Raw genomic sequence first — 23,714 nt, forward strand, 5'->3', positions numbered from 1 at the left:
GTGCGCCGTGTCTACTCGGCACACAAGGGCCGCTGCCGAGTAGAGGCGGCGTACCCTGAGGGTGTGGCCCAGGTCTTCCAACATGTCACCGACCCGGAAGCGGTCAAGGTGTTTCTCAACCTGACCTACCTGCCGGTGCTGGCGGCGCTGATGACCCGCGAATGGACGGTCTCGGCGCTGGCCGCGCACCTGGGGCTGGCGGTGAACGCCACGCACCACCGCGTGCGCCGCCTGGTGGCCGTGGGACTGGCCCAGGAAACCCGGCTGGAGGCGCGGCGCGGGCGCCCACTGCGCCACTACCGCGCGCCTTCAGCGCTGCTGGTGCCCTACCACTGCACGCCGCTGGACACGCTGGAAGACCTGATTGGCCTGCACGAGGACAGCTTTCAGGTGGCCTTTCAGCGGGCGGTGGTGCGCGCCGGGCTGGCGCTGGTGGACAACCGCAATGACATTGGCCTGCGGCTGTACGTGGAAGGCGATGAGGTGGTCTCGGACATCACACCCACGGCCGGGGCCTTCAGTTTCCGCGACCTGCTGCGCCCCGACGCCCCCGCCCTGCTGGCCAACCGGGGCCTGCTGCATCTGACCCGCGAGGACGCCAAGGCCCTGCAAACCGAATTGAGCGAGGTGCTGGCGCGCTACCTCCAGAAGACTGGGCCAGAGCCCTACCTCTTCCGCGTTGGGCTGGCGCCGGATCTGCCGGGCAGCGCAGGTTAGGACGGCCTACCCTCACGGGGCCAGATTCACCGGGAGAGCCTGCATCTTCGCAGGACCAGCAAGGTCATCTCCTGCTTCACCCACCTTTGAAAAGCGTCCCAACGTCACCCCACACTGCGCGGGCGGCCAGAACGCCTTCACCACTTACCACTCCCCACTTACCCCCTTCTCGTCACGCCGTCAGTGGTGAGCAGCGCGCCATACAACTCCGGGCGGCGGTCACGGAAAAATCCCATGCCAGCGCGGAACTTGCGGGCCTCGCGCAGGTTCAGGTCGTGCAGCAGGGCCCCTTCCTCGGTTTCCCCGAATTCGGCCACCAGTTCGCCGGTGTAATCGGAAATGAAGGAGTGCCCGTAGTAGGTCTGGGTCAGGTCGCCCACCGTTTCGGTGCCAATGCGGTTGGCGGCGCCCACGTAGCTGGAATTGCTGACCGCGTGGCCGATCATGGCGCGCTGCCACATGTGATGGCTGTTGGGGGTTTCCACCTCGGCGGGTTCGGTGCCAATGGCGGTGGGGTACAGCAGGAAGTCGGCGCCCTGGAGCATCATGACCCGGGCGGTTTCGGGGTACCACTGGTCCCAGCAGATGCCCACGCCCACGCGGCCGTAACGGGTGTCCCAGACCTTGAAGCCGGTGTCGCCGGGGTTGAAGTAATACTTTTCCTCGTAGCCGGGGCCGTCGGGGATATGGGTTTTGCGGTAGTTGCCCAGCACGCGGCCGTCGGCGTCAATGCACACCAGCGAGTTGTAGTGCGCCTGCCCGGCCCGCTCGAAGTACGACAGTGGCAGCACCACGCCCAGTTCGCGCGCCAGATTCTGAAAGCGGCCAATGAAGGGGTGGCCTTCTTGCGGGTGGGCCAGGGCAAAGTAGTCCTCGCGCTCCACCTGGCAGAAGTACAGGTTCTCGAACAGTTCGGGCAGCAGGATGACCTGCGCGCCCTGTTTGGCGGCGTCCCGCACATGGGCCTCGGCGCGGGCCACGTTGTCGTCTAACTGGTCGGTGACGTGCATCTGCACGACGGCGAGTTTCACAGTCTCCGGGGTGCTCATGCGCCCCACGCTACCGGATGAAGGGGCAGGCAATGGTGCGCGCGTCCTTGGCTGAGGGCGGCGTGAAGGGCGCCCACACTTTTCCGGGGCCCCTGACGCGCCTTCAGGCTGCTGGGCCACGCCAATATCTTGGTTGTGGTTCGCCGCGCGGTGGCGTGCTGCAGGCAGGGTGGCAAGGAGCATGGGACTGCCTCTTGGGCCCCCGCCGCCGGGCCTCTAGACTGGGCCCGATGGACCGCCGCCGCCTGGTCACGCTGCTGGCCCTGATGGTGGGGCTGGTGGGCTTCGGGACGGTGGGCTACCGGGTGCTGGAAGGCTGGAGCTGGCTGGACTGCCTGTTCATGACGGTCATGACCCTGACGACCGTGGGCTACGGGGCGCCGGGCCCGCTGCACGAGAGCGGCAAGGCCTTCAGCGTCTTTTTAATGCTGGTGGGCATTGGCCTGATGCTGTACCTGCTGACCCTGCTGGCCGAAACCCTGGTGCGCGCCGCCACCGACCCCGATCTGGCGCGGCGGCGCAAGGAGAAGCGAATCATGACCCTGAGCAACCACACGATTGTCTGCGGCTACGGGCAGGTGGGCGAGGCCGTCAGCGTGGCCCTGCGCGGCGCCCGGCGCGAGGTGGTGGTGATTGACCCCCGGCCCCAGCACCTGGACTGGGCCCAGACCCAGGGCCTGCACACCATCGTGGGCGACGCCACCGACGAGGACGTGCTGCGCCGCGCAGGCGTGGAGCAGGCCGCCTCGCTGGTCACGGTGATCAACAGCGACCCCAGCAACCTGTACGTGGTGCTCTCGGCCAAGGGCCTGAACCCGGCCATCCGGGTGATTGCGCGCGCCAGTGACGAGGCCGCCGCCCGCAAGATGCGCCGCGCCGGGGCCGACGAGGTCATCAACCCCTACCAGCTCAGCGGCAACCGCATCGCCGCCATGATGCTGGCCCCGCGCCTGAGCCGCCTGCTGAGCGGCGACGTGAGCAGCGAGCACTTCACCATCCGCGAACTGGGGGTGCCGCCCGCCCTGGTGGGGCGCACGGTGGCCGAACTGGGCCGCGAAACCGGCGCGCTGGTGGTGGCGGTGTGGCGCGCGGGCCAGCCCATCCGCAGCCGTCCCGAAGAGGTACTGCGCGAGGGCGACGCCGTGCTGGTGGCCGGCGCCGCCGCCGAGGTGGAAGCGGTAGAAAGCCTGCGCGGGGGCGGGTAGGCGCCGGGCAGGGCGGGTGCTACCGTGCCCCCATGACCGACCTGTATTTCGATTTCCTATGCCCCTACGCCTGGCGCGGGGTGGAACTGGCCGCCGCCCTGCGCGCCGGGGGCGAACGGTTCTGGTTGCGCCACTACTCGCTGGTGGAGGGCAACCACCCCGGGAACGCCACCGAGTTGACCTGGCGCCTGACCGAGCAGCCGGGCCGCGAGGGTGCCCCGCACCAGCAGGGCAGTCTGCGCGCCTTCGTGGCCTCGCACGCAGCGGCGGCGCAGGGCGAAGAGGGCCACTGGGCCTTCACGTTGGCCCTGTACCGCGCCGTGCACGAGGACAAGCAGCCGCTGGAAGACGCCACCATCATGGCCGCCGCCGAGACCGCAGGCCTGGACCTCGCGGCCTTTGAGCGGGCCCTGGCGGACGACGACGCCCGCCGCTCAGAGCTGCGCGCCGAACTGGACGCCGCTCGCGAGGTGGGCGTGTTCGGCACCCCCACCTTTGTCCTGCCGACCGGCGAGGCCGCCTACTACCGCTTTGAAACCCTGACCCGCGACCCCGCCATCGCCCGCGAGTGGTGGACCCTGTACCGCACAGTCCTGACCAGCGAGGCCGAGATTGGCACCATCAAGCGCGCGAAAAACCGTGCGCCGCGCAAGGGGGGCGTGAAGCCCTGAGGGGGCCATGGGCCATGAGCTCTGAGCCATGAGGAAAAGCGGCACCCATTGGCCATCTGCCATTTGCCATCTGCCGCCCGCCTCCCCCAACGCCCCCTGAACCGTGCTCCCATCCCCCGGTGCCCCGCGCCGCCTAGCCTCGGCGCATGACGCTGAGTCTGCCCCAGGCCCCCGCCGGCCCCTCGCCCATTCACGACCTCGCCGGCCTGACGCTGGAGGTCAACCAGCTGGCGCGGGGGGTGCGCTTTTATGGGCAGGTGCTGGGGCTGCCGCTGTTGCACCTGGATGAGGAAAGGCAGGTGGCCCAGCTGGCGGTGAACCGCGCGCAGGCCCTGACCCTGTGGCGCCCGGTCACGCGCCAGCCCAACGAGCCGTGGCTGGGGCCGCTGCGGGCCCGGGGCGGCAGCCACGTACATTACGCCTTTCAGATTCGCCCGGAAGACCTGCCACGCTGCCGCGCGTTGCTGGACGCCCACGGCCTGCCCTGGCAGGAGATCAACCTGGGCACGCCTGAAGCCCCGGACCCCACGCTGTACTTCTTCGACCCGTTTGGGCATGGCCTCGAACTGCGAGCCGTGAACCGCCTGGACGCGCGCCAGCCCGCGTGCCCAGTGCCCGAAGAACCCTTGCAGCCCCAGCCCCACGCCCTGCCGGTGCTGGGACTGCGCGAGGTGGCGCTGGCCTTTGGTGATTACGACGCCATGAAGGCCCGCCTGCCCCGTGCCTACGGCTTCGCGCTGGCCAAGGAGCAGCCGGACCGCAACTTCGCTCAGTTCACCCTGGGCCCCGCGCCCGAGCCGGACGGCAACGGCACGCCCCGCCGCTGGCTGTACGCCTGGGACCCGCAGGTGGGGCTGGCCGACATGCTGGGCGGCGACCACGCCCACGTCACCTTCTACGCTGATGTGGCGGCGGTGGCGCAGCGCGCTCAGGCCGAGGGCCTGCCCTGCGTGACCCAGGGCGAGCGGCTGGCCGTGCGCGACCCCGAAGGCCATGTGTTCGAGTTCCGCCCATTGCCCCAGGAGCTGTAAAGGGAAGGGTCCCGCGCTGGGCCCCTCCCGTTGTCAGCCCCTCGCCCCCCGGATTTCTAAGGAGAAATGCCCGATGAACACAGCGTCTTACCCCTCCCCCCTTGTGGGGGAGGCTGGGAGGGGGGTTCACGAGCTAAGCGTTCCAGACACTCTTCTTTTGCCACCCTCTTGCCCTGACTCAAAACGTGTTCGCACCAGTACACCAGTGCCAAGGGGCGCGGGGTGACGCTGGGAGCGTCTGGCTTCGATCACCACCTGCTCTAGAGTTCCCCTTCGTTTCCCGCCCTATCCCACTTCTGGCAGGCCCAGTCGCCGCGCCACCTCGCCTCTGGGTTGGCTCAGGCCGCTCCGCACATCCATATAGGCGCGGTACACCTCGTCGGCGCTGTGGATCAGCACCGCCAGCACGCCGTGTTCATCCACCTGCATGCCCTGAAGGCGGAAGCCAGCGCGCAGCTTGGGCACCAGCACGGCATTGTTGGTGAGGTGGTGGTGGCTGCGAATCAGGGGGTAGCCTTCGCCGTGCAGGGCCACCATGACCAGCGGCAGCAGGCGGCGGTACACGCCCCGGCCCCGGTGCGCGGGCAGCAGCGCCGTATTCACCATGTAGGCGGTGCGGCTGTCCCAGGCGCGGCTGGCCTGCCAGCCAGCCACCGTGCCCTGGTGGGCGATCAGCCACGCCCACAGGGGTCCACGCGGCGCCGCCGCTGCGGGCGCCCCGGCCCAGTCAAACGACACCGTGCTGTACGCGAAGGGTTCCAGCCGGCCGTACACCTCGCGGTACAGTTCCGGCGAGACGCGGTGCAGGCTGTACCCACCGCCCAGGTCGGTGCCGGGGTCAGCCTCTGCGGAGAGAGGAATAGCGAGGGCCTCGGAAGACGGCGGCGCCGGCACATCCGGTAAGCCCAGGCGCCGCGCCGTCTCGCCCTGTGCGCGCTGAAAGCCGCTGCGCACATGCATGGCGTCCCGGTAGGTGTCATCCATCGACAGGGTCAGCGCCGCGTTCAGTCCGCCTTCGTAGGCATTCAGCCCCTGCAGGAAAAACCCAGCCCGCAGCTTGGGCACCAGCACCGCGTTGTTCGTGGCGCGGTGGTGGCTCTGCACCAGCGTGAAGCCCGCCGCCCGAAAGGCCGCCAGCAGGTGCGGCAGCAGCCGGGTGTACAGGCCCTGTCCCTGGTGGGCGGGCAAGATCCCGGTGTCGGCCATGTACACCGTGCGTTCGTCGCGGGCGTGGGCGTGGTGCCAGCCGATCAGCTCGTCGCCCCGGTAGACCCCCCAGTTCCACGCGTTGCCCAGCGGCGGGGCGTCACGGGTGGGCGGGTCGAAGGCGTACAGCGAGTTGCCGCCGAAAATCTGGTCTTCCAGGCGCGCGCAGGCGGCGCGGTACTCGGCCAGCGAGATGGGACGGGCGTGATAGCCGCCGCCCAAGTCCATTACTCCGGCTTCCACGGCTGGCCTGCGGGCTGCTGCTGCGTCACGCAGTGAAACGAGCCGCCGCCCTCAATAATCGCGCGGCTGCTCAGGCCAATCACCTCGCGGCCGGGGAATAGCGGGGTCAGCACCTCCAGCGCGCGGGCGTCGTTGGGGTCGCCGTACTGGGGCACCGCCACAAAGCCGTTGCCAATGTAGAAGTTGGCGTATGTGGGGGGCAGGCGGCCCTCGGCGCCCTCCAGGCGGTGGGCGGGCAGGGGCAATTCCACAATCCGGAAGGGCTGCCCGCCCAGGTCCGTCATGGCCTGCAGGTCGGCCAGATTCTTGGCCATGACCGCGTGGTTGGGGTCGGCGGGATTGCTCTCCACACTGGTCACAATGGTGCGCTCGTCGGTGAAGCGGGTGATGGTGTCAATGTGGCCGTCGGTATGGTCGTTCTCTAAGCCGCCGTCCAGCCACAGCAGCTTGCGCACGCCCAGCATGTCGTTCAGCAGCAGGGCGTAGCCCTCTTCGGTCAGGCCGGGGTTACGGGTCTCGGTCAGAAAGCACGAGCGCGTGGTCAGGCCCACCCCGGCGCCGTTGACCTCCAGGCCGCCGCCTTCCAGCACAAAGGGCAGGGCCCAGCGGTGCACGCCCAGGTGCCCCGCCACGTAGGCCGGCACGCGGTCATCGTTGTGCCACTCGAACTTGCCGCCCCAGGAATTGAATTTCCAGTCGGTCAGGGCCACTTCCCCGCCGCGCTGCACGAAAATGGGGCCGTTGTCGCGCACCCACACGTCGTCCAGCGGCACGCGGTGAAAGGTCACGTCGGCGCCCTGCAGGCGGGCGCGGGCGTCGGTGTCGCTCTCCTCGTCGCGCACCAGCAGGTGCACATGCTCAAAGCGGGCGATGGTGCGCACCAGCTCCGCAAATTCGCCGCGCACGGCCTTCAGGTGCCCAAACCACAGCTCGTCGTCGGCGGGCCAGCTCAGCCATGTGGCGGCGTGGGGCGCCCATTCGGCAGGCATGGCAAACCCCAGTTCGCGCGGGGTGGGGTCCTGGGCAGGGGAGAGGTCAGACATGGGCGCAGGCTAGAGCAGGTTGTGGGTTGTGGGAAGTGGGGCTGGGCGTGGGCAGCGCCTGCGCTCCCTCAGGTGAGGCGGCCAGCGTCAGGGCGTCCTGTTAGGGTCAAGCGGTGAAGCGCTGGCTTTCCCTGTCCCTGTTCGTCTCTGTGGTCGCTGGCAGCGCGCAGATCAGCCCACCGGCCCCTTCTGATGCCCAACTGCTGGCCGGCGCCAGGACCTTTTTCGGTACGTACTTAGCCGCCCACCAGGCCAAGGATGCCGGGCGTGTTGCGGCGCTTTACCACGACGCCGCGCGAATCATCGTGACGCGGCAGAGCGCGGCCAACGGCAGCCGAACACTTGAGTTTTCAGGCGTGCAGTACAAAAAACTGCTCCTGAGCGTGCCCCTCACCGAGGCCCCGGACCGTTACCTCAACCCGGCCTACCGGGTGCTGGGGGACGGCGCGGTGCAGATCACCAGTCAGCGGCAGAGCATGAGCCGGGGGTACACCGCGCCCCATGTGCTGTTCCTCCGGGCCGATGCGGCGGGACGGTTCTGGATCATGGCGGAACAGGCCATTCAGAAGGTGCCGTAAGCCCCGGCTTTACTCACGCACGTCGGTGTACTGGGGCGGGCCCGCCGGCGGGGCCGGATGGGCGGCCCAGGTCTGAAACGGTGGCGGCGCCAGCGTGTGCAGTCGTTCGCCACCCAGGTCCGTGCGGCTGATCCACGCGCTGACCCCTAGAACCGTGAGGCCCTGCGCCCGCAGGAACGCGGCGGCGGTTCGCGCGTCCCTGCCGGTGCAGATCAGGTCGTCCACGTACACGGCGCGGTGGCCAGGGGCCGGCACATGCATGCGGTGCCACGCGGGGACTGGTTGCAAGGCCAAAAAGGCCACGGGCAGCCCCAGGTGCCGCGCCACAAACGTGGCCAGCACCGCCCCGCAGGCCGGGGCCCCCACCAGCAGCGTGGCCCCGGGAAAGTGCCCAGCAATAGCCTGCGCCTGCCACGCCGCCACCCGGTCCAGCTGCGCCGGGTCGCGCATGATCTCGCCCTTCTCAATCCAGCCGTCAGCGATCAGGCCGTTGCGAAAGTGGGTCAGGCCAGGGCGCAGGGCGCCGCCCGCCTGCAGCAACGGCAGCAGGCTCCCGGAAACGGCGCTCACCGTCAGCCGATCAGGGGGCTGTCGCCGTTGCCCGCCAGCGCGCGGAAGCTGGCGGCCTTCTGCCCCAGGCCCATGCGGTCGTAGCAGCCCGCCAGTTTCAGGGCAAAGAACTCCACGGCGCGGCAGTCTTCACGGCGCTCGGCCGCTTCCAGGCAGGTGCGGTAGTGCAGCACAGCGAGGTGGTACTGGGCCGAGGCGGCGGCGTGTTCGGCACGGCAGTGGCTCATGCGGAGGGACACGATGTCGCTCGGAACGGTGCTCGCTGCGGACATACCCGGCAGTGTAGCCACACCCGGGCCAGGATGAATGCAAGATGAATCAGGTTTGCAGCGCCAGATTGTGCGTCCCGCACGCTGTTTTTCCGCTATAGCCGAAATGAGACGACGAGATTTTTTACACTGCTGGGTCATCTGTCCTGCTGCCAAGGGGCTTATTCACAGAGGGGCCGCGCCAAAAAAAGCCCCTTGTGGGCTCAGCCCACCACGCGGGCGCGTACCGTCAGGTCCGGCAGGTTCACGTCCGTTAGTTCCACCTGCACCTCCTGCCCGGCGGGCACGGCGCTGCTGAGGGCCACGTCATAGGCCAGTTCGGGAATCAGCAGGGTGGCCTGGGGCCCGCGCCGCTCCACCACCACGGCGGGCCACACGCGCCCCGGCTGCGCGGCCACAAAGCGCAGGGTGTGGTGGCGGCGGCTGAGGCGCTCGGCCTGCCGGGTGGCGTCGGCGTTCATCTGGGCCTGGGCCACGCGGGCGGCCACCGCTTTGCCGCTCAGGGGCTCGGCGCCGGTCAGGTGGGCGCGCAACTGCTGGTGCACCACCAGATCCAGATAACGGCGCATGGGGCTGGTGGCCTGGGCGTACAGGTCCAGGCCCATGCCCGCGTGTGGCCCCGGCGCGGGCTGAAAGCGGGTGCGGGCCAGGGTCTTGCGCCGCGCCCAGTGGGCGCTGAGGGTGTCGCCGCGCACGTCGCGGTGCGGGGGGTCCTGGGTGGCAAAGGGCAGGGCCAGTTCGTGGTCGTCGGCGTAGATGGCCGCCGCCCAGCCGGCCAGGGTCATGCACTCCTGCACCACGGCGCGCATGTCCGGCTTGGGCAGCGGGGTCACCACGGCACCGCTTTCGTCGGCCTTCACACGCACCTCCGGCAGATCAATGGTCAGGGCCCCTTCGGCCTCGCGCAGGGCCCGGCTCTGGGCCGCCAGCCGCGCCAGCGTCACGAACGGTTCCTGCCCGGCGTCCAGCGCCGCCTGCGCCCCCGTGTAGGTCAGCCGGGTCACGCGCACGGTGGTCAGGGCCACGTCCACGGCGTCGGCGTTGCCGTCCTGATCCAGATCCAGGCTGATGCTCAGGGCCGGGGTGGTGGGGTGCAGGCCCAGGCCCGCCTGCGCCACCAGGGCGTCGGGCACCATGCCCACCGTCTGGTCGGGCAGGTACAGGGTGGCGCCGCGCGAACGTGCTTCCAGGTCCAGGTCGCTGTCGGGGGCAATCAGCGCCGCCACATCCGCCACATGCACCCACAGCCGGGTCCCGCCCCCCGGCAGGGGCTCCACCGCCACCGCGTCGTCGGGGTCGCGGTTGCCCTCGTCGTCAATGGCGTAGCTCTGCAACTGGGTCAGGTCCAGGCGCGGCTCCTCGGGAAAGGGCGGCACCGGCAGCGTCACGGGCTGCAGGGCCGCGCCCAGCCGATCGGCGTAGGGCGTGCGCGCCTCATCCCACAGCCCCGCACGCAGCAGCAGGGCGTGGGCCGCCTGCGGGGTTTCCGGCAGTTTCAGGTCGCGCAGGGTGCGGCTTTTGTCCTGTTTGCCCCGGGCCAGCAGTTCCACTTCGGTGCGCTGGGCCGGTGTGAGCTCGGGCATGGTCATGCTTCAGAGGATAGGGGAGGACAGAGGTAGAGGGGATGGCAAGCGGAGGTTTCACTTTAGGTAAGGCTGGGTTGTTAGGGACGGAAGCAAAGTATGGAGAGTGGTGTGGAATAGCTTGGTTGATCTGCTCACCGGACAACTAGCAAAAGCTGTGCTGGTCACAAAATTTTCGCTGCTTGTGTCTACCTGACCCTCTCGCATGGCGTCCTCTACTGGGCTAGAACAGCCTGCGCCTCAACCCCAACTTTCTAAATATGGAAATTTTAGATTGACAATCACTCAAACTTATGTTTCTATATTTGTAAAGGAGACGAGCATGAATGAACAGCATCCGCAGGACGACTTCCGTTCGCACGTTCAACGTCTGGTGGCCGAAGGCAAACTCACCGCCGAGGAAGCCAGAGGGCTGCTCGAAGAGACGGCGCCTGGCTCAGACCTGCCGCCGGTCAGCCTGGACAGCTCCGCGACCCTGCCCCCACCCCAGGCCGAACACGCCCTGCACCTGCTGGTCAAGGGCTACAGCCTGACGGTGGTGCAGGACCCGGCCCTGGGTGCGCCGCACCTCAGCGCCAACGAGGAAGGACGCCTGACCCTGGAACAGACCCCGCAGGGCTGGCGGGTGGCGCGTGTGCCCGGCTCCATGCAACACACCGGCCCCGGCCAGGGCAGCCTGAAGGCCATCCTGACTGTGCCCTTCACCCCGGGCCATGTGCGCGCCGAAGTGAACGGCGGCAACCTGACCCTGCCCGATCTGGCCGGCGACATGCGCGCCGAAGTGAACGGCGGCAACGTGCGCATGGGCCGCGCGGCCAGCCTGCGCGCCGAGGTGAACGGCGGCAACCTGACTGCCGCTGAACTGGGCGGCCCCACCCACCTGCGGGTGAACGGCGGCAACCTTTCCCTGAAAGGTGCGCGCACCCTGGACGCCAGCGTGAACGGCGGCAACCTGAAATGGGCGGGCGTCCTGAGCGGCGGCGATCACCGCGTGGAGGTCAACGCGGGCAACGCCACCCTGTACCTGCAAGAAGGCAGCAGCGTGCGCCTGGACGCCAGCGTCACCGTGGGCAACTTCCGCGCCGACTTTCCCACCCAGCGCCAGGGCGGCTTCCTGAACACCCGCCACCACGGCCAGCTGGGCAGCGGCGACGCCATCCTGCACAGCAAAGTGGCCGCCGGCAGTCTGAAGGTGGTGACCCAGTGATGAAACTTCCCGCCCACTCGCTGCCGGTGGCGCTGCCGCCGGTCAGCACGGACGCCCGCGCGTGGCTGCGCCGCGCCTGGGCCCGGCTGGTGCGCCCGCCCAGTGCCGAAGACTGCCTCGCCCGGCAGCGCCTGCGCGCCGAGGTGCGGGCCGAGTACGACGCCCGGCTGGACCTGTATCTGGCGGCCACGCTGCGCAGCGCCCCCGCCCGTCACCCCTGGGGAGAGCGGCCATGAAAGAAAAGATCAAGCGCATTCTGGACCTGATCCGCGCCGGCAAGCTGACGCTGGACGACGCCGCGCCGCTGCTGGCCGCCCTGAGCCCCAAACTGGCCCTGACCGACAGTGACCGCGAACTGCTGAGCGCCCTGCTCTCCCGCGAGGAACTGGACAGCGCCCAGGTGGCCGAACACCTGATGCTGCTGCGTGGGGTGCGTGACGCCGCGCCGGGCGCCCCCTTTCCGCCCCAACCGCCCCGCCCCCCCTCCGGCCCGCGCGTGGTGGTGGGTGGCCGCCCCGGGCCCCGCATGGACCGCTTTGTGGACCGCCTGACTGGAGGCATAGACGCCATGGTCGAGAACATCACGTCTCAGGTTGAACGCGAGGTGTCGCAGTTTGAGCGCCACATGCACGGCGACGGCCCCCAGCCCGGCCCCAGCCGCTCGGCCCGGGTGCTGCGTATCCAGGTGGAATCCCAGCACGGCGACGAGTTCAGCGCCAACATTCCCGTGAGCCTCGCCGCCCACCTCGACAAGTTGATTCCGCCCCACGGCCGCGCCGCCCTGGAAAGCGCCGGCTTCACCCTCGAAACCCTGCAACTGCTCATCGAGGCCAACCCCGCCCCCGGCCCCCTGATTGACGCCGAGGACCAGCACGGCAACGAAGTCCACATTGCGCTGAAGTGAGCGTGCGGCAGATGGCACATGGCCTGGAGACCCGGGCCATCTGCCATTTGCCACCGGCCATCTGCCTAAAGTGAGGCCCTATGCGTCCCCTGCCCCTGCCCTTTCCCGATGAAACCGAGGCCCCGCTGGTCACCGAGCTGCGTTTTCCCACCAGCGGCGTGACGGTGCGCGGGGTGTTTGAACTGAACGAATTTGCGGTGCTCAGCCCGGAAAATCTGGAGTTCCTGCGCCTGTACATCCGCGTGCGCGGCAACCTGAAAGAGGTCGAGCGGGTGCTGGGCCTGAGTTACCCCACCGTGCGCGCCCGTTTCGACACCCTGCTGCGCGCCATCGGCTACGAACCGGAGCAGGCCGACCCCCAGGCCGAAGTGCTGGCCAGCCTGGAACGCGGCGAAATCACGCCAGACGAGGCCGCGCGCAAGCTGCGGCGGTAGAGGGCTGGGGCCATGAGCCATAAGCCATGAGCCATGAGCCATGAGCCATGAGCCAGTTTCCCTCAGAGACCGGCGGCCACAGTCCCCAGGTCTGTCCACACCATGCGCACCTCGCGCAGTTCGCCGCCGGGGATGGGCTGCACCTTCTCGCCGGCCTCGGCCGCGCCCTGGCGGGCGTACCACTGCCGCGTGGGATTCACGTCCAGCACCCACAGGGCCATGCTCTGCGCGCCGCGTGCCTGCAGGGCGTCGGCCACGGCGCGCAGCAGGGCCCGGCCTGTGCCCCGCCCCTGAACGGCGCGGCGGCTGTACAGCGTGAACAGTTCGGCGTCGTAGCCCTCGTGGTCGCGCGGGGCGCCCGCCGAGGCAAAGGCGATCACCGCGCCCGCGTCCTCGGCCACCAGCACGGCGTCCTGGCCCGCCGCGATGTTCTGGGCCCAGAAGGCGGCCCGGCGCTCGCGCTGCGCGTCGTCGGTCATGCGCGCCAGAAAATCGGCAGGCATCAGCCCCGCGTAGGTTTCGCGCCAGCTCCCCGTATGAATGGCCGCAATGGCCGGGACGTCCTGCAGCGTGGCCGGGCGGATGGTGGGCATGGGGCGAGTGTAGTGGGGAGGCGGGGCAAGCGGGGGCGAGGTTGCGCGCGGGGCGCTACGGGCAACGGCGTCGAGGGGTCAAGAAGTGGAGGAGTCGAGAGGGTACTGGCCCGCGCTGGGCAGCTGGAACGCCGGACATTGCGGGGAAGCTCCGCCCCTCTTTGACCCTTAGACCCTTCGACTCTTAGACCCTTTGACCAGCGCCCCGGCGCCCTCAGCTGCCCTGCTCGATATACCGCTTCAGCGCGTCCATCCGCACGATGATCGGCGTGCGGGCGCGGACAATCGCGCCGTCCTGCTTCAGCTTGCCCAGCGAGTGGCTGACCGTTTCACGGGTGGCGCCCACCATGCGGGCAATGTCTTCCTGGTTCAGCTTCAGGTTCAGTTCCACGCCCTGGCTGTGGGGGCGGCCAAATTCACGCGCCAGGCGGTAGAGAAGGCTGGCGACGCGCTCCGGGGCGCTGTAGGCGCTCACCGTGGCGGTCCAGGCCTGCGCTTCAAAGAGGCGGGCGGCCATCAGGCGAATGAGCTTCATGGCCAGATCCGGCTTGCTGCCCAGCAGCTTTTGCAGTTCGCTGCGCGGCAGCACGATCAGGGTGGTGCGTTCCAGCGCCTCGGCCTGGGTGGGGCGGCGCTCTTCGGGTTGCAGCAGCAGTTCACCAAAGGTGTCGTGCTGGCCGATGACGCCCAGAATCGCTTCCTTGCCGTTGGGAAACAGCTTGCTGATTTTTACCAGGCCGCTGCGCACGAAGTACAGCGCGTCGGCCGGGTCGTCCATGCGGTAGATCACTTCGCCGGGCCCATACGAGCGGTAGGGCGTGCTGGCCGCCACGCGCTCCAGTTCGGCAAGTTCAAGGTCGGCGAACAGCTCCGTTCTCTTGAGGTGCCAGACCAGGCTCGGATAGTTCATGATTCTTCACAATACCCGAAAATGCGCCCCCCGCCCGGGGCTGCCCCCGCCGCCAGGCAGCTGCATGAAGGGGCGATCAGCCCCGCCGCTCTGCCCGGCTGGGGAGAGGGCCACGGCGAGACAGCAGCCCACCTCACATGACATTCGCCCCGGAACGTTTTATACTCGGTTCAACTAACAGTGCCGGGTGGCGTCCCCCAGGGGCGAAACCCCACACACGGAGGACACCAACTATGCCCACCTACAAAGCCCCCCTGCGCGACATCAAGTTCCTGATGAACGAGCTGCTGGACGCCCCCGGCCAGCTGGCCCAGATGCCCTACTACGCCCAGAACGAGACGGCCGACGCCGATCTGCTGAGCCAGGTGCTGGACGAGGCCGCGCGCTTCGTGGAAAGCGAACTGGTGCCCCTGAACGCTGTGGGCGACAAGGAAGGCTGCACCCGCCACGAGAACGGCGACGTGACCACCCCCACCGGCTTCAAGGCCGCGTACCAGAAGTACACCCAGGCGGGCTGGTCCGCGCTGGACGCCGACCCCAACTACGGCGGCCAGGGCATGCCTCACCTGATCAGCAACGTGCTGGTCGAGATGATGAACTCCGCGAACGTGGCCTGGGCCATGTACCCCGGCCTGTCACACGGCGCCTACTCCGCCCTGCATGCTGTGGGCAGCGACGAGCTGAAGAACCTGTACCTGCCCAAGATCGTTTCGGGCGAGTGGACTGGCACCATGTGCCTCACCGAGCCCCACGCCGGCACCGACCTGGGCATGATCCGCACCAAGGCCGCCGACAACGGCGACGGCTCCTACAGCATCACCGGCACCAAGATCTTCATCTCGGCAGGTGAACACGACATGGCCGAGAACATCGTGCACCTCGTGCTGGCCCGTCTGGACGGCAGCCCCGAGGGCACCAAGGGCATCTCGCTGTTCCTGGTGCCCAAGTTCATCCCGACCGCCGATGGCCGCGTGGGCCAGCGCAACGGCGTGGTGTGCGGCAGCCTGGAACACAAGATGGGCATTCACGGCAATGCCACGGCCGTTCTGAACTTCGACGGGGCCAAGGGCTGGCTGGTCGGCGAAGTGAACAAGGGCATGAACCACATGTTCATCATGATGAACGCCGCGCGACTGGGCACCGGTCTGCAGGGCCTGGGCCTGGGCGAGGTGGCCTACCAGAACGCCCTGGCCTACGCCAAGGACCGCACCCAGATGCGCCACGAGCCCCGCGTGAACCCCAGCGAGCAGGCCGACCCCATCATCGTGCACCCCGACGTGCGCCGCATGCTGCTGACCGGCAAGGCTTACAGCGAAGCTGGCCGCGCCATGGCCATGTGGCTGGCCCTGAGCCTGGATACCGAGCACCACCACCCCGACGAGGCCAAGCGCAAGGAAGCCGCCGATCTGGTGGCCCTGCTGACCCCCATCGCCAAGGCCTTCATGACCGACAACGGCTTCAACGTGGCGGTGCAGAGCCAGCAGGTCTTCGGCGGCCACGGCTACATCCAGGAGTGGGGCATGGAGCAGTTCGTCCGTGACGCCCGCATTGGCCAGATCTACGAGGGCACCAACGGCATTCAGGCGCTGGACCTGCTGGGCCGCAAGGTGCTGATGGACGGCGGCAAGAAGCTGCAGAAGCTGGCCGGCACCCTCCAGGCCTTTGTGGAAGAGCACGAGGACGACGAGGCCATCGGCGAGTACGTGTCGCAGCTGGGCAAGGCCGCGCAGCAGCTGGGCTCGCTGACGATGGTTGTGGGCCAGAAGGCCATGCAGGAGGGCGGCGCCGACGAGGTGAACGCCGCTGCGGTGGACTACCTGCGCTTCTTCGGCCACGTGGTGTACGGCTACCTGTGGGCCCGCATGGCCAAGATCGCCCAGGACAAGATTGATGCCGGTCAGGACAAGGACGGCTTCTACCTTGCCAAGGTGCAGACGGCCCGGTTCTACTTCGCTAAGCTGTTCCCCGAGATCAAGACGCTGGCCACCACCATCAAGGCCGGCAACGAAACCCTGGCCGTGGACGACCGCGTGTTCGGCCTGGACAAGCAGCTCGTCGGCGCGTAAGCCGCAACCAAATCTTCGGGGCCTGTCCATTGTGGCGGGCCCCTTTTCTTGGGCCGGGCGTCAGGCTGGGTCAGCGCCCAGAAAGCTGTTCACGGCACGCGACAGGCTGCGGTGGGGCGTGTCCTCGGCGCGGAAAGCCAGCACGGCCAGGGTGCAGGGCACCCCGCCGGCGCTGTGGCCTTCCGCCTGGGCTTCCTCCAGCAGGGCGCTCAGGGCGCGGGCCAGCTGCCGGTATCGCTGTGGGCTCAGGTGCAGCGTCAGGCGGTCCAGATGGGCCGGGTGGCCCTCGGGGCTGGGCGCGTCGGGCGGGGTCATGGGCGGGGCCGGATGGTGGGCATCCCCAAAGCCGTACACATCCTCCTCGCCGTCATGGACCAGGGCCCAGGACCGCTCGTAGGCGCGCAGGAAGCCACCGCTCAAATCCTGCAGGTCAGCGGTGCCGTTGCCTTGCGCGTCGCCGGGCGGCAGCAGCGTCATGGGGACGCGAAATTCGCGGGCCGCCAGCTGAAAGTACACCCGTCCACCTTCGCGCCGCTGCTCGAACAGCAGCCCGCAATCCGTCAGGCGCCGGGCGTGGTGGTGCACGAGGTTGGCCGCCATGCCAGCCCGTACCGCCACCTCACTGGGCGACTGCGGCTGCACGAACAGGCCCAGAAAAGCGTGATGCTGGTGCAGCGCGCGGGCCGCTGAGGGATCGGTGATCTGCAGGGACGCCTGTGGGGTCATGCCCGGCAGTGTGAAGGGCCGCGTTTCAGTGGGCCAGGGGCAGGGCTGAAATGTGGCCGGTCTGGTTCCTGTGTCCTTAAAGGCCCGGAATCGGCACCGCCACGGGGCGGATGGGCTGCCCCTGATCCTGGGCGGTGTTCAGCAGCGTGTTCATGCGGCGGTTGAGGTCATGAAGGCCGGCCTCGTTGAAGCGGCCCCGCTGCAGGTCACGGCCCACGGCGCCCAGGGATTGCCCGAAGCCGGGCAGCAGGGAACCAATCTTGTTCAGGAAAGGGTCTTTGGTGTTGCGCGTCATCTTGACGGCGGCGTTCACCTGATAGGCCGCAAAGGCCAGCGCCAGCCCGGCCTTGACGATATTGGCGCGCTGCCCAGGTGCGCCCACCTGAAATTTGTACTGGCGGTAGGGCTTCCAGACCCAGGTGTTGAAGGCGTAGTACGCCGCGCCCAGGTGAAAGACGAACTTGGCTTTTTCGGCCACGGTGGCCTGCGCCTGCTGGGTCGGGGCCGCCACCAGCAGCGCGCCGGCCAGCAGAACAGATGTGCGACGTCGGGTCATGCGGCCAGTCTGGCGGGTTGGGTGCCCGGCCCAGATGAACCGAACTTGCAGGGGGCTGAAGCTGCGCTTGCCAGGGTCTTCATGCAGCCCACCTGCCCCTGGCCCCCGTGGCACACTGCGCCCACGCCCCACCCAGAGGTGCCCATGCCCCACACCACCCAACTCACCCCGGAAGGCCACGAGCGCCTGCAGCGCCTGTTGCAGCAGGAGTACGCCCGCTTGGAAGAAGCCCGCCGCGTGGTGCAGGAGCAAATGAGCGCCAACGACAACGAGAACCTGGGCCTCAGCGCCGCGCAGCAGGACCTGCTGGCCCTGCAGGAGCGCATTGCCGCGCTGGAAGACAGTCTGGCGCAGGCCACCGTGCTGGCGCCTGCCCCCGGCGCCCCCAATACCGCCCAGCTGGGCAGCCTGGTGACCTTGCAGGACGTGGCGTCCGGGCGCGAACGGCGCTTGCAACTGGTGGCACCCCTAGAGGCTTCGGCGGTGGCGGGCGAGCGGCCACGGGTGAGCACCGAGAGCCCGGTGGGGCAGGCCCTGCTGGGGCGCCGGGTGGGCGAGGCCTTCACGGTGAACCTGGGGCCACGAAGTGCCACCTACCGGGTGCTGAGCCTGGACAGTTGATGGTGATGCTCAGCGCAGGTACGCAGAGAGAAGGGTGCCCCTTCCTGGCGGAGGCACGGCAAAAAAGACCCCCGGAGGAATCATCCTTCCGGGGGTCTTCTGGTGGAGCTGAGGGGATTCGAACCCCTGACCTTCTGAATGCCATTCAGACGCGCTCCCAACTGCGCCACAGCCCCGAATTTCGGGCTCAGGAAAGGTAGCATTCCCGCAGCCAGCTTGTAAAGCCACCTGCGTGGGCCGCAACGGGCGCAACGTCGGGGCGCCATTGGGCGTATAAGAGGGATATGAGCCAGCCCTTCCGGGACGAGAGCGTTACCCCACTGCGGCCCAACTCGCAGGCCCCGGCCGGGCGGCCGGTGACCGCAGGCAAACTCGCCCTGGTGACGGGCGGCGGAGTGCTGGCGCTGGCGGCTCTGGGCGGCGCGGCGATGGCGCTGTTCAACGTGGCGCTGACCACCGTGACGCTGTGGGCCTTTCTGGTCGCCATTCTGGCCGTGGTTTTCCTGATGCCGGCCCTGATCCTGGCGCTGAATGCCGGGCGGGTGCGCGCCAAGGAGGGCGTGGCGCGCGCCATGCCCCTGGAAACCCTGATTGTGCAGCGCAAGCAGTTTGAGCAGCTGATTGGCGTGAAAGCCCAGCAGCTGCAGGAGGCCAACGGGCATCTGGAAGACTTCCGGCGCCTGATTGAGAGCAACCGCGCCGACATGGACGCTGCGGACATCGCGCGCTGGGAGGGCGACCTGCAGGTGAGCCGCGACGCTTTTGCCCGGGCCCAGACCCACCTGACCGACCTGCGCGCCGATCTGGCCGAATTCGACCGCCAGATCAAAAAGGCGCGTATTGACACCCAGCTGGCCCAGGCCAAGGGCAATGTGGCCACCGCCCTGCAGCAGGCCAAGCTGAGCGCCGAGGACCGCCACGTGACCGAAAGTGCCCTCTCCGAGATTGCCCGCCGCGCCGGACGCAACGCCGCGCTGCTGGATCAGGCGCTGGCGGCGGGTGAGGAAACCCGCACCAAGCGGGCGGGCGCATGAACCGCGCCGCGCGCATTGGCGCCCTGCTGGCCCTGATTCTGGTGGTGTGCGGCGTGGTGATCGTGCTGGACCAGCGCGGCGCCACCGCCGGCAGCCCCCCCGCTGGGCCAGCGGCCACCCCAGCCACCTCGGCCCCGGCCACCCCGCAGGACCCGGGCGGCTACGGCGGCCTCAAATAACCCCCTTTTCAGGAGTTCCTATGAAGCGACGCCTGCTGTCTCTGGCCACCCTGCTGCTGTGCGCCCCCCTGAGCGGGGCCGCCACGCCCACCTTTCTGAATGTGGCGACGGGCAGCTCAACGGGCACCTACTCCACCATGTTCAAGAACATTGGCAAGGTGTGCACCCAGAGCGCCTACCTGAAAGAACGCGGCACCAGCGGCAGCCTGGAGAACATTGACCTGCTGCTGGGCAACGAGGTCTCGCTGGCCTTTGTGCAGAGCGATGTGCTGAAGGCCAAACAGCAGATTGACGGGGACACACGGGTTCAGAACATCAAGGCCCTGCTGCCGCTGCACAGCGAAGAGGTGCACCTCTTTGCCAAGCCGGTGGTGCAGAAGCGCGACCTGCTGGGGCGCGTGACCACCACGGGCGTGGGCACCTTCAACGACCTGAAGGGCAAGCGCGTGGCGGCCTGGGGCGGCAGCATCATTACAGCCCGGGTGCTGAGTGCCAAGCTGGGCGTGCCTTTTGCGGTGCTGTCGGTCAAGGACCGCGACTCCGCCTTTGCCCTGCTGCGCGCCAACCAGGCCGACGCGGTGCTGGCCGTGGTGGGGCAGCCCGCCACCTGGGTCAAGGATCTCAGCGGCGTGAACCTGATTCCGGTGCCGTACACGCCCGCCCTGCAGGGCATTTACACCAGCGCCAAGCTACTGTACCCCACCCTGGGCGCGGGCAGCGTGCCCACCGTGGCCGTGCAGAGCGTGCTGGCCACCCGCGACTTTAAAACCCCCGAGAAAAAGGACCTGCTGTTGAAATACCAGAAGTGCGCCATGAGCAAACTGGTGAACCTGCAAGAAGACGAGGGCATGCACCCCAAATGGCAGGAAGTGACGTTTAAAACTTGGCCCTGGCCGCAGTACAAGTAAGGGCAAAGGCAGAGGGGCGGAGATTACACCTCCGCCCCTCCGCCTTTGGGTGCTGCCGGTCTTACCGCTCGCCCAGCTCGCAGGCCCAGCCGTTGCGGTTCTGGTCCAGGCCCACGCGGTAGCCCACGTTGCCTATGCGCAGTGGGGCCACCCCAGCCCGGCGCATGGCCTGACAGGAGGCAAAAAAGCGGGTGCCCTGACCGGCCAGTGGCGCACTGCGCGTCACCGGGCGCAGGAGGCTGCGCGCCATGTACCCGCCCCGGCCCTGGTACGTCGTGCGGCACCAGCTGCCCTGGCAGGCCACCGTCAGCAGGCGGCCCTGGGGCACCACCGCCACCACGGCGCCCGACATGGACGGCGCGCGGCGCAGGTTGGCGGTGGTGGTGGTGACGGCGGTGGCGGCCTGCGCCGCGCCCAGCAGCGCCAGAGCCAGGGCCGAAGCCCGAATGGTGTTCTTCATGCCCGGCAGCTTGGCACCCGTTAGCTGACGGCGGGTGAAGGGAGGTTGAAAGGCGTCGTGGCCTCACCATGCGAACCACAGGACAAAGCGGACGGGGTGCCCGTTTGCCTCGTGCACCTGGGCAAATGCTGACCAGCCGCCACTGTGTCTGTTTCGGCATAGTCCTCGTGGGCATGGGGCGGGACGCGCTCAAGGTCTTCTGCGCTGAGCCAGAGGCGAGCGTCCATGAGGTTCACGAGCTCTGTGCTGCTAAGCCATGTGGCGCCAAATATTTCCTGTGGAAAGGCGGCATATTGCTCGGCATAGCGGTCCTGAAGTGATTCAAATGTGTTGGGCGGCAGTCCCCGGTCCGCCAGACCGGCACCCCGCAATGCCAAGGACAGCCTTCTCCCAGAGCCGACTTCAAATGAGGCGACCGGCCACCATGTCTGGCCACCGTTCAAGCTGTATTCCGCGTGGATCTCAGCAGTGATGCTCATGGGTCACTGGTCCTCGGCCGTCTTTGTGGCGTTGGGCTGGCGCTCCTGCCCCATGCATTCCTAGGCATGCCCCGCCGGGGCAGCTCTGGGTACGCAGGCATTCCACCTCAGCCCAACATTGCTGCGGCGCCCAGCCCAGTTGGCTTCCCGGTTGCTGCCAGTCACAGTGCTCTCCGTCTCCGGCGCATGTCCAGCATGCCTTATGCGCGCACCAGTTGAAGGGGCAGATGTTCGGCATAGCGCCCGAAGTCTCGATCCCGGGTGAGCACGGGCAGGCCCCAGGCCACCGCACAGGCGCAGATCAGAAAATCCGCTGTGCTGCCCTGAATCCCCCGACTGCGGCACAGGTTGAAGTATTCCGCTGCCCGCTCATGGTCCTGGCTGGACGGCAGGCGATCGGGAAAGGCACGCAGGGCATCCCGAATCCGCTCGAAGTGCGCCTGTGCCCGGATGCCCTGCAACACCTCCTGACGAATCTGCCCCAGCATCTGCACGCGGCGTTCGCGGATCAGGTCAGCCAGCAAGAGGCGCTCGGGCGAAGGCTCGCCGACCTGCCTGCGAAAGGCCTCAGACCAGACATCGCTGTCCACAATCACCAGGCCACTCATGCCCGTTTGCGCTGCGCCCGCTGTTCCTCGTCCGTCCGCATGTCCTCTGCGGCCACGGTGCCGAACAGCTGCAGCACCTTCAACTGTTCCCGGTGGGCAATGTACTCAGCCAGGGCTTCATTCACGGTTTCGCGCTTGGTGCGGTGGCCGCCGATGGCCTGGGCCCGCTCCAGCAAGTCCGGGTCAATGTGCAGATTCGTCGCCATGAGATGAGTCTACACACGCCCTTGTGTGGACTGGGTGATGCCAGTGCGGTTCGGGTTGGTCGGTGGTTTTAAGCCCGCTGCCGCTCGTCCACCACCATGAATCCTGGCCCCAGGGCCACCCGCAGCTGGTCCAGCAGCGCCTCGGCCTGGGCCTGGAAGCGCCGCGTATCCTCGGCTGTCCACGGTGAGGGGCCGCCTGGGTCGTTCCAGTCAATGCCGGTGTCCCAGAGGGCAATCAGCCGTTCGGCCTCGGCCAGCAGCTCGGGTGGGAGGGGGAGGGTCTGGGGGGCCACGGCCAGCCCGTACCGCGCCTCTGTGGCTGGATCACCCGCCCACAGGCAGATGCCGGAGCCGGTGTCGAAGAAAAAGCGCAGGCGGTAGGGCATAGGAGGATAAGGTACGCCACTCCTCAGTTCTTCGTTCGTATGAGATTTAGTATGCACTTATGGCATACGAATCTGCACAGCGTATCACTGCAAGTTTGCCGCCTCATCTCGCCGCTTTCGTGGACGAGTATCAGCAACGCACAGGCACCAGTAAGAGCGAGATTATTGCCCTGGGACTGCGCGCTTTGCAAGAACAACTCCTGGCCGAGGAATATGCCGCCTATGCGCAGTCTGGCGAATTTGTTGACCTGGAAGCGGGCGACGGATTGCACGATGAGGCGGCGCAGTGGCCAAAGGGCTGATTCGCCGGGGTGACATCTGTCTCGTTAATTTCGCTCCGGCGAGGGAGAACGAAGCAGACAACATCAGGCCAGCGGTCATTGTCACCAACAACGCTGCCAATGCTCAAAACGTTGTGGTGACCGTGATTCCGCTGACCACCAATGTTGAGCGCGTGTACCACTTTCAAGTGTTGCTTCCCAATCAGCGCACAGGTTTAGATCACGACAGCAAGGCCCAGGTTGAGCAAATTCGCAGTGTGGCCCTGAGCCGGGTGAGGAAACGGCTTGGGCAAGTGCCAGCCGATCTCATGGCGGAACTGGACGACAGGATTCGGCTGCATTTAGCCTTGTAAACATCGAAGGGACGGGAAACTCCATCCCCCATCCTCGCCGCTTGCGGCCCTCATCCCTCTTTTCCTCGCCGAAGCAGAGGCTTGAGCTAAAGCAGACCAGCTACCCTTAAGTGTTGAAGTATCGTCTGTTTTCGATCACTTGTTTCTTGTGGTAGTCGAACTGTGTTGGGAAAACTTGCAAGAAATTCGGTTATGTGCTTTTCGACCAGAGCCTGAAGTTCGGTATTGATTTCCCTTACGCCATCGGCTCGAATGGCTATATGTTTGTTCCGTTCTGCAAAGAAAATCAGATCATAAGTCTTCGTCCACTCCGAGAGGCAAGCAATAATGACTTCGTATTTCGAGCCTGTTAAATTTAGTGACATTGTGTGTCCTGCAATGTCGGGTGTGCCTCGATCACATATTATGAGCCCGTCTCCAAAAGAATTTGTAACTAGTGATTCCCTCTCAACCTGTTTCCCAAAAAGCCAATTTGATGTATCTATTGTTTGACTACTATTAAGCGGAAAAGGACACTCTCTTGCGGTATCCGATAAATAAGTATACTTCGTTCCAGATAGATTGAGTTCCTTAATTAAATCATTAAATAGAGTGGTCTTTCCGGCAGAAAAGGTTCCAGTTATAAGTATCTTCGCCAT

Annotated in this window: 31 protein-coding genes and 1 tRNA gene; 16 read left to right on the forward strand and 16 right to left on the reverse strand. The window is 67.2% G+C overall.

Annotated features, from left to right (window positions below; all coding sequences use genetic code 11):
- Positions 1-63 precede the first annotated feature (63 nt).
- The gene (locus tag KMW22_RS16055) at positions 64-717 is read left to right on the forward strand and encodes a winged helix-turn-helix domain-containing protein (protein ID WP_221091039.1); all 654 of its coding nucleotides are present in this window, start codon (positions 64-66) and stop codon (positions 715-717) included.
- A 158-nt stretch (positions 718-875) separates the two neighbouring features.
- Here KMW22_RS16055 and aguB read toward each other — a convergent pair whose 3' ends face one another.
- Positions 876-1,766 (reverse strand): N-carbamoylputrescine amidase, encoded by an 891-nt coding sequence (gene aguB, locus KMW22_RS16060; protein WP_221091040.1) that lies wholly within the window; start codon positions 1,764-1,766, stop codon positions 876-878.
- A 230-nt stretch (positions 1,767-1,996) separates the two neighbouring features.
- Between aguB and KMW22_RS16065 the strand changes: the two genes are divergently transcribed.
- From KMW22_RS16065 to KMW22_RS16075, 3 genes are all read left to right on the forward strand, one after another.
- Complete coding sequence (locus tag KMW22_RS16065) at positions 1,997-2,971, forward strand: potassium channel family protein (RefSeq protein WP_221091041.1); 975 nt, start codon at positions 1,997-1,999, stop codon at positions 2,969-2,971.
- Positions 2,972-3,003: 32 nt separating this feature from the next.
- A complete protein-coding gene (locus KMW22_RS16070) occupies positions 3,004-3,642 on the forward strand; it encodes a DsbA family oxidoreductase (RefSeq protein ID WP_221091042.1) in 639 nt (212 codons plus the stop codon).
- Positions 3,643-3,788: 146 nt separating this feature from the next.
- On the forward strand, positions 3,789-4,673 hold the full coding sequence (locus tag KMW22_RS16075; RefSeq protein WP_221091043.1) for a VOC family protein: 885 nt from the start codon (positions 3,789-3,791) through the stop codon (positions 4,671-4,673).
- A 285-nt stretch (positions 4,674-4,958) separates the two neighbouring features.
- Here the strand turns inward: KMW22_RS16075 and KMW22_RS16080 are convergent, their stop codons facing one another.
- Positions 4,959-6,107, reverse strand: coding sequence for a GNAT family N-acetyltransferase (locus tag KMW22_RS16080; RefSeq protein WP_235693052.1), 1,149 nt, complete (start codon positions 6,105-6,107; stop codon positions 4,959-4,961).
- Positions 6,107-7,165 carry an agmatine deiminase family protein gene (locus tag KMW22_RS16085; RefSeq protein ID WP_221091045.1) on the reverse strand — a complete coding sequence of 353 codons (1,059 nt, stop codon included), beginning with the start codon at positions 7,163-7,165 and terminating at the stop codon, positions 6,107-6,109. Before KMW22_RS16085 ends, KMW22_RS16080 begins: the two co-directional genes overlap by 1 nt.
- Before the next feature lie 113 nt (positions 7,166-7,278).
- On the opposite strand from KMW22_RS16085, the gene KMW22_RS16090 reads away from it, so the two are divergent.
- Positions 7,279-7,743 carry a hypothetical protein gene (locus tag KMW22_RS16090; protein WP_221091046.1) on the forward strand — a complete coding sequence of 155 codons (465 nt, stop codon included), beginning with the start codon at positions 7,279-7,281 and terminating at the stop codon, positions 7,741-7,743.
- A 9-nt stretch (positions 7,744-7,752) separates the two neighbouring features.
- Here the strand turns inward: KMW22_RS16090 and KMW22_RS16095 are convergent, their stop codons facing one another.
- From KMW22_RS16095 to KMW22_RS16105, 3 genes are all read right to left on the reverse strand, one after another.
- Positions 7,753-8,313, reverse strand: a complete 561-nt coding sequence (locus KMW22_RS16095; RefSeq protein WP_328774729.1) for an orotate phosphoribosyltransferase — start codon at positions 8,311-8,313, stop codon at positions 7,753-7,755.
- Positions 8,314-8,315: 2 nt separating this feature from the next.
- A complete protein-coding gene (locus tag KMW22_RS16100) occupies positions 8,316-8,585 on the reverse strand; it encodes a hypothetical protein (protein ID WP_221091047.1) in 270 nt (89 codons plus the stop codon).
- Between the two features lie 200 nt (positions 8,586-8,785).
- Positions 8,786-10,171 (reverse strand): ribonuclease catalytic domain-containing protein, encoded by a 1,386-nt coding sequence (locus tag KMW22_RS16105; RefSeq protein ID WP_221091048.1) that lies wholly within the window; start codon positions 10,169-10,171, stop codon positions 8,786-8,788.
- 316 nt (positions 10,172-10,487) lie between these two features.
- On the opposite strand from KMW22_RS16105, the gene KMW22_RS16110 reads away from it, so the two are divergent.
- The 4 genes from KMW22_RS16110 (at position 10,488) to KMW22_RS16125 (ending at position 12,710) form a co-directional block, all read left to right on the forward strand.
- Complete coding sequence (locus KMW22_RS16110; RefSeq protein WP_221091049.1) at positions 10,488-11,372, forward strand: DUF4097 family beta strand repeat-containing protein; 885 nt, start codon at positions 10,488-10,490, stop codon at positions 11,370-11,372.
- The gene (locus KMW22_RS16115; protein WP_221091050.1) at positions 11,372-11,608 is read left to right on the forward strand and encodes a hypothetical protein; all 237 of its coding nucleotides are present in this window, start codon (positions 11,372-11,374) and stop codon (positions 11,606-11,608) included. The genes KMW22_RS16110 and KMW22_RS16115 overlap by 1 nt, the downstream gene beginning before the upstream one ends.
- The gene (locus KMW22_RS16120) at positions 11,605-12,276 is read left to right on the forward strand and encodes an SHOCT-like domain-containing protein (protein ID WP_221091051.1); all 672 of its coding nucleotides are present in this window, start codon (positions 11,605-11,607) and stop codon (positions 12,274-12,276) included. The genes KMW22_RS16115 and KMW22_RS16120 overlap by 4 nt, the downstream gene beginning before the upstream one ends.
- 80 nt (positions 12,277-12,356) lie before the next feature.
- Positions 12,357-12,710: a DUF2089 domain-containing protein gene (locus KMW22_RS16125; RefSeq protein WP_221091052.1), complete on the forward strand. Its 354-nt coding sequence runs from the start codon at positions 12,357-12,359 to the stop codon at positions 12,708-12,710.
- A gap of 62 nt (positions 12,711-12,772) precedes the next feature.
- On the opposite strand, the gene KMW22_RS16130 is transcribed toward KMW22_RS16125, so the two are convergent.
- Positions 12,773-13,303, reverse strand: coding sequence for a GNAT family N-acetyltransferase (locus tag KMW22_RS16130; protein ID WP_221091053.1), 531 nt, complete (start codon positions 13,301-13,303; stop codon positions 12,773-12,775).
- A gap of 214 nt (positions 13,304-13,517) precedes the next feature.
- A complete protein-coding gene (locus KMW22_RS16135) occupies positions 13,518-14,213 on the reverse strand; it encodes a Crp/Fnr family transcriptional regulator (RefSeq protein WP_221091054.1) in 696 nt (231 codons plus the stop codon).
- A 233-nt stretch (positions 14,214-14,446) separates the two neighbouring features.
- On the opposite strand from KMW22_RS16135, the gene KMW22_RS16140 reads away from it, so the two are divergent.
- Positions 14,447-16,279, forward strand: coding sequence for an acyl-CoA dehydrogenase C-terminal domain-containing protein (locus tag KMW22_RS16140; protein ID WP_221091055.1), 1,833 nt, complete (start codon positions 14,447-14,449; stop codon positions 16,277-16,279).
- Between the two features lie 60 nt (positions 16,280-16,339).
- On the opposite strand, the gene KMW22_RS16145 is transcribed toward KMW22_RS16140, so the two are convergent.
- The gene (locus tag KMW22_RS16145; RefSeq protein ID WP_221091056.1) at positions 16,340-17,005 is read right to left on the reverse strand and encodes a winged helix-turn-helix domain-containing protein; all 666 of its coding nucleotides are present in this window, start codon (positions 17,003-17,005) and stop codon (positions 16,340-16,342) included.
- A 76-nt stretch (positions 17,006-17,081) separates the two neighbouring features.
- Positions 17,082-17,561, reverse strand: coding sequence for a hypothetical protein (locus tag KMW22_RS16150; protein ID WP_221091057.1), 480 nt, complete (start codon positions 17,559-17,561; stop codon positions 17,082-17,084).
- Positions 17,562-17,705: 144 nt separating this feature from the next.
- Between KMW22_RS16150 and KMW22_RS16155 the strand changes: the two genes are divergently transcribed.
- Positions 17,706-18,182 carry a GreA/GreB family elongation factor gene (locus tag KMW22_RS16155; RefSeq protein ID WP_221091058.1) on the forward strand — a complete coding sequence of 159 codons (477 nt, stop codon included), beginning with the start codon at positions 17,706-17,708 and terminating at the stop codon, positions 18,180-18,182.
- A 100-nt stretch (positions 18,183-18,282) separates the two neighbouring features.
- Here the strand turns inward: KMW22_RS16155 and KMW22_RS16160 are convergent.
- A tRNA-Ala gene (locus KMW22_RS16160) sits at positions 18,283-18,358 on the reverse strand.
- A 108-nt stretch (positions 18,359-18,466) separates the two neighbouring features.
- Between KMW22_RS16160 and KMW22_RS16165 the strand changes: the two genes are divergently transcribed.
- From KMW22_RS16165 to KMW22_RS16175, 3 genes are read left to right on the forward strand one after another with little or no spacing between them, the layout of a single operon-like run.
- A complete protein-coding gene (locus KMW22_RS16165; protein ID WP_221091059.1) occupies positions 18,467-19,216 on the forward strand; it encodes a hypothetical protein in 750 nt (249 codons plus the stop codon).
- On the forward strand, positions 19,213-19,395 hold the full coding sequence (locus KMW22_RS16170) for a hypothetical protein (RefSeq protein WP_221091060.1): 183 nt from the start codon (positions 19,213-19,215) through the stop codon (positions 19,393-19,395). Before KMW22_RS16165 ends, KMW22_RS16170 begins: the two co-directional genes overlap by 4 nt.
- 20 nt (positions 19,396-19,415) lie before the next feature.
- A complete protein-coding gene (locus KMW22_RS16175; RefSeq protein WP_221091061.1) occupies positions 19,416-20,303 on the forward strand; it encodes a TAXI family TRAP transporter solute-binding subunit in 888 nt (295 codons plus the stop codon).
- 61 nt (positions 20,304-20,364) lie between these two features.
- Here KMW22_RS16175 and KMW22_RS16180 read toward each other — a convergent pair whose 3' ends face one another.
- From KMW22_RS16180 to KMW22_RS16195, 4 genes are all read right to left on the reverse strand, one after another.
- Complete coding sequence (locus KMW22_RS16180; RefSeq protein ID WP_221091062.1) at positions 20,365-20,763, reverse strand: excalibur calcium-binding domain-containing protein; 399 nt, start codon at positions 20,761-20,763, stop codon at positions 20,365-20,367.
- A 679-nt stretch (positions 20,764-21,442) separates the two neighbouring features.
- Positions 21,443-21,850 carry a type II toxin-antitoxin system VapC family toxin gene (vapC, locus tag KMW22_RS16185; protein ID WP_221091063.1) on the reverse strand — a complete coding sequence of 136 codons (408 nt, stop codon included), beginning with the start codon at positions 21,848-21,850 and terminating at the stop codon, positions 21,443-21,445.
- Positions 21,847-22,056, reverse strand: a complete 210-nt coding sequence (locus tag KMW22_RS16190) for a type II toxin-antitoxin system VapB family antitoxin (RefSeq protein WP_221091064.1) — start codon at positions 22,054-22,056, stop codon at positions 21,847-21,849. The genes vapC and KMW22_RS16190 overlap by 4 nt, the downstream gene beginning before the upstream one ends.
- A gap of 68 nt (positions 22,057-22,124) precedes the next feature.
- Complete coding sequence (locus tag KMW22_RS16195; protein ID WP_221091065.1) at positions 22,125-22,442, reverse strand: hypothetical protein; 318 nt, start codon at positions 22,440-22,442, stop codon at positions 22,125-22,127.
- 59 nt (positions 22,443-22,501) lie between these two features.
- On the opposite strand from KMW22_RS16195, the gene KMW22_RS16200 reads away from it, so the two are divergent.
- Positions 22,502-22,744, forward strand: a complete 243-nt coding sequence (locus KMW22_RS16200) for a ribbon-helix-helix domain-containing protein (RefSeq protein ID WP_221091066.1) — start codon at positions 22,502-22,504, stop codon at positions 22,742-22,744.
- Complete coding sequence (locus KMW22_RS16205) at positions 22,729-23,076, forward strand: type II toxin-antitoxin system PemK/MazF family toxin (protein ID WP_224607050.1); 348 nt, start codon at positions 22,729-22,731, stop codon at positions 23,074-23,076. The genes KMW22_RS16200 and KMW22_RS16205 overlap by 16 nt, the downstream gene beginning before the upstream one ends.
- An 86-nt stretch (positions 23,077-23,162) precedes the next feature.
- On the opposite strand, the gene KMW22_RS16210 is transcribed toward KMW22_RS16205, so the two are convergent.
- Positions 23,163-23,714, reverse strand: a complete 552-nt coding sequence (locus KMW22_RS16210; RefSeq protein WP_221091067.1) for an AAA family ATPase — start codon at positions 23,712-23,714, stop codon at positions 23,163-23,165.

It is taken from the genome of Deinococcus aquaedulcis (assembly GCF_019693445.1).
Lineage (GTDB): Bacteria > Deinococcota > Deinococci > Deinococcales > Deinococcaceae > Deinococcus > Deinococcus aquaedulcis.

Coding starts and splice junctions, on each gene's coding strand:
- KMW22_RS16150 (WP_221091057.1), bottom strand. CDS start 17,561: ATGACCCGACGTCGCACATCTGTTCTGCTGGCCGGCGCGCTGCTGGTG.
- KMW22_RS16135 (WP_221091054.1), bottom strand. CDS start 14,213: ATGAACTATCCGAGCCTGGTCTGGCACCTCAAGAGAACGGAGCTGTTC.
- KMW22_RS16085 (WP_221091045.1), bottom strand. CDS start 7,165: ATGTCTGACCTCTCCCCTGCCCAGGACCCCACCCCGCGCGAACTGGGG.
- KMW22_RS16170 (WP_221091060.1), top strand. CDS start 19,213: ATGAACCGCGCCGCGCGCATTGGCGCCCTGCTGGCCCTGATTCTGGTG.
- KMW22_RS16075 (WP_221091043.1), top strand. CDS start 3,789: ATGACGCTGAGTCTGCCCCAGGCCCCCGCCGGCCCCTCGCCCATTCAC.
- KMW22_RS16200 (WP_221091066.1), top strand. CDS start 22,502: ATGGCATACGAATCTGCACAGCGTATCACTGCAAGTTTGCCGCCTCAT.
- KMW22_RS16130 (WP_221091053.1), bottom strand. CDS start 13,303: ATGCCCACCATCCGCCCGGCCACGCTGCAGGACGTCCCGGCCATTGCG.
- KMW22_RS16195 (WP_221091065.1), bottom strand. CDS start 22,442: ATGCCCTACCGCCTGCGCTTTTTCTTCGACACCGGCTCCGGCATCTGC.
- KMW22_RS16080 (WP_235693052.1), bottom strand. CDS start 6,107: ATGGACTTGGGCGGCGGCTATCACGCCCGTCCCATCTCGCTGGCCGAG.
- KMW22_RS16125 (WP_221091052.1), top strand. CDS start 12,357: ATGCGTCCCCTGCCCCTGCCCTTTCCCGATGAAACCGAGGCCCCGCTG.
- KMW22_RS16100 (WP_221091047.1), bottom strand. CDS start 8,585: ATGTCCGCAGCGAGCACCGTTCCGAGCGACATCGTGTCCCTCCGCATG.
- KMW22_RS16120 (WP_221091051.1), top strand. CDS start 11,605: ATGAAAGAAAAGATCAAGCGCATTCTGGACCTGATCCGCGCCGGCAAG.
- KMW22_RS16070 (WP_221091042.1), top strand. CDS start 3,004: ATGACCGACCTGTATTTCGATTTCCTATGCCCCTACGCCTGGCGCGGG.
- KMW22_RS16115 (WP_221091050.1), top strand. CDS start 11,372: ATGAAACTTCCCGCCCACTCGCTGCCGGTGGCGCTGCCGCCGGTCAGC.
- KMW22_RS16145 (WP_221091056.1), bottom strand. CDS start 17,005: ATGACCCCACAGGCGTCCCTGCAGATCACCGATCCCTCAGCGGCCCGC.
- aguB (WP_221091040.1), bottom strand. CDS start 1,766: ATGAGCACCCCGGAGACTGTGAAACTCGCCGTCGTGCAGATGCACGTC.
- KMW22_RS16180 (WP_221091062.1), bottom strand. CDS start 20,763: ATGAAGAACACCATTCGGGCTTCGGCCCTGGCTCTGGCGCTGCTGGGC.
- KMW22_RS16165 (WP_221091059.1), top strand. CDS start 18,467: ATGAGCCAGCCCTTCCGGGACGAGAGCGTTACCCCACTGCGGCCCAAC.
- KMW22_RS16110 (WP_221091049.1), top strand. CDS start 10,488: ATGAATGAACAGCATCCGCAGGACGACTTCCGTTCGCACGTTCAACGT.
- KMW22_RS16155 (WP_221091058.1), top strand. CDS start 17,706: ATGCCCCACACCACCCAACTCACCCCGGAAGGCCACGAGCGCCTGCAG.
- KMW22_RS16105 (WP_221091048.1), bottom strand. CDS start 10,171: ATGACCATGCCCGAGCTCACACCGGCCCAGCGCACCGAAGTGGAACTG.
- KMW22_RS16210 (WP_221091067.1), bottom strand. CDS start 23,714: ATGGCGAAGATACTTATAACTGGAACCTTTTCTGCCGGAAAGACCACT.
- KMW22_RS16140 (WP_221091055.1), top strand. CDS start 14,447: ATGCCCACCTACAAAGCCCCCCTGCGCGACATCAAGTTCCTGATGAAC.
- KMW22_RS16065 (WP_221091041.1), top strand. CDS start 1,997: ATGGACCGCCGCCGCCTGGTCACGCTGCTGGCCCTGATGGTGGGGCTG.
- KMW22_RS16190 (WP_221091064.1), bottom strand. CDS start 22,056: ATGGCGACGAATCTGCACATTGACCCGGACTTGCTGGAGCGGGCCCAG.
- KMW22_RS16175 (WP_221091061.1), top strand. CDS start 19,416: ATGAAGCGACGCCTGCTGTCTCTGGCCACCCTGCTGCTGTGCGCCCCC.
- vapC (WP_221091063.1), bottom strand. CDS start 21,850: ATGAGTGGCCTGGTGATTGTGGACAGCGATGTCTGGTCTGAGGCCTTT.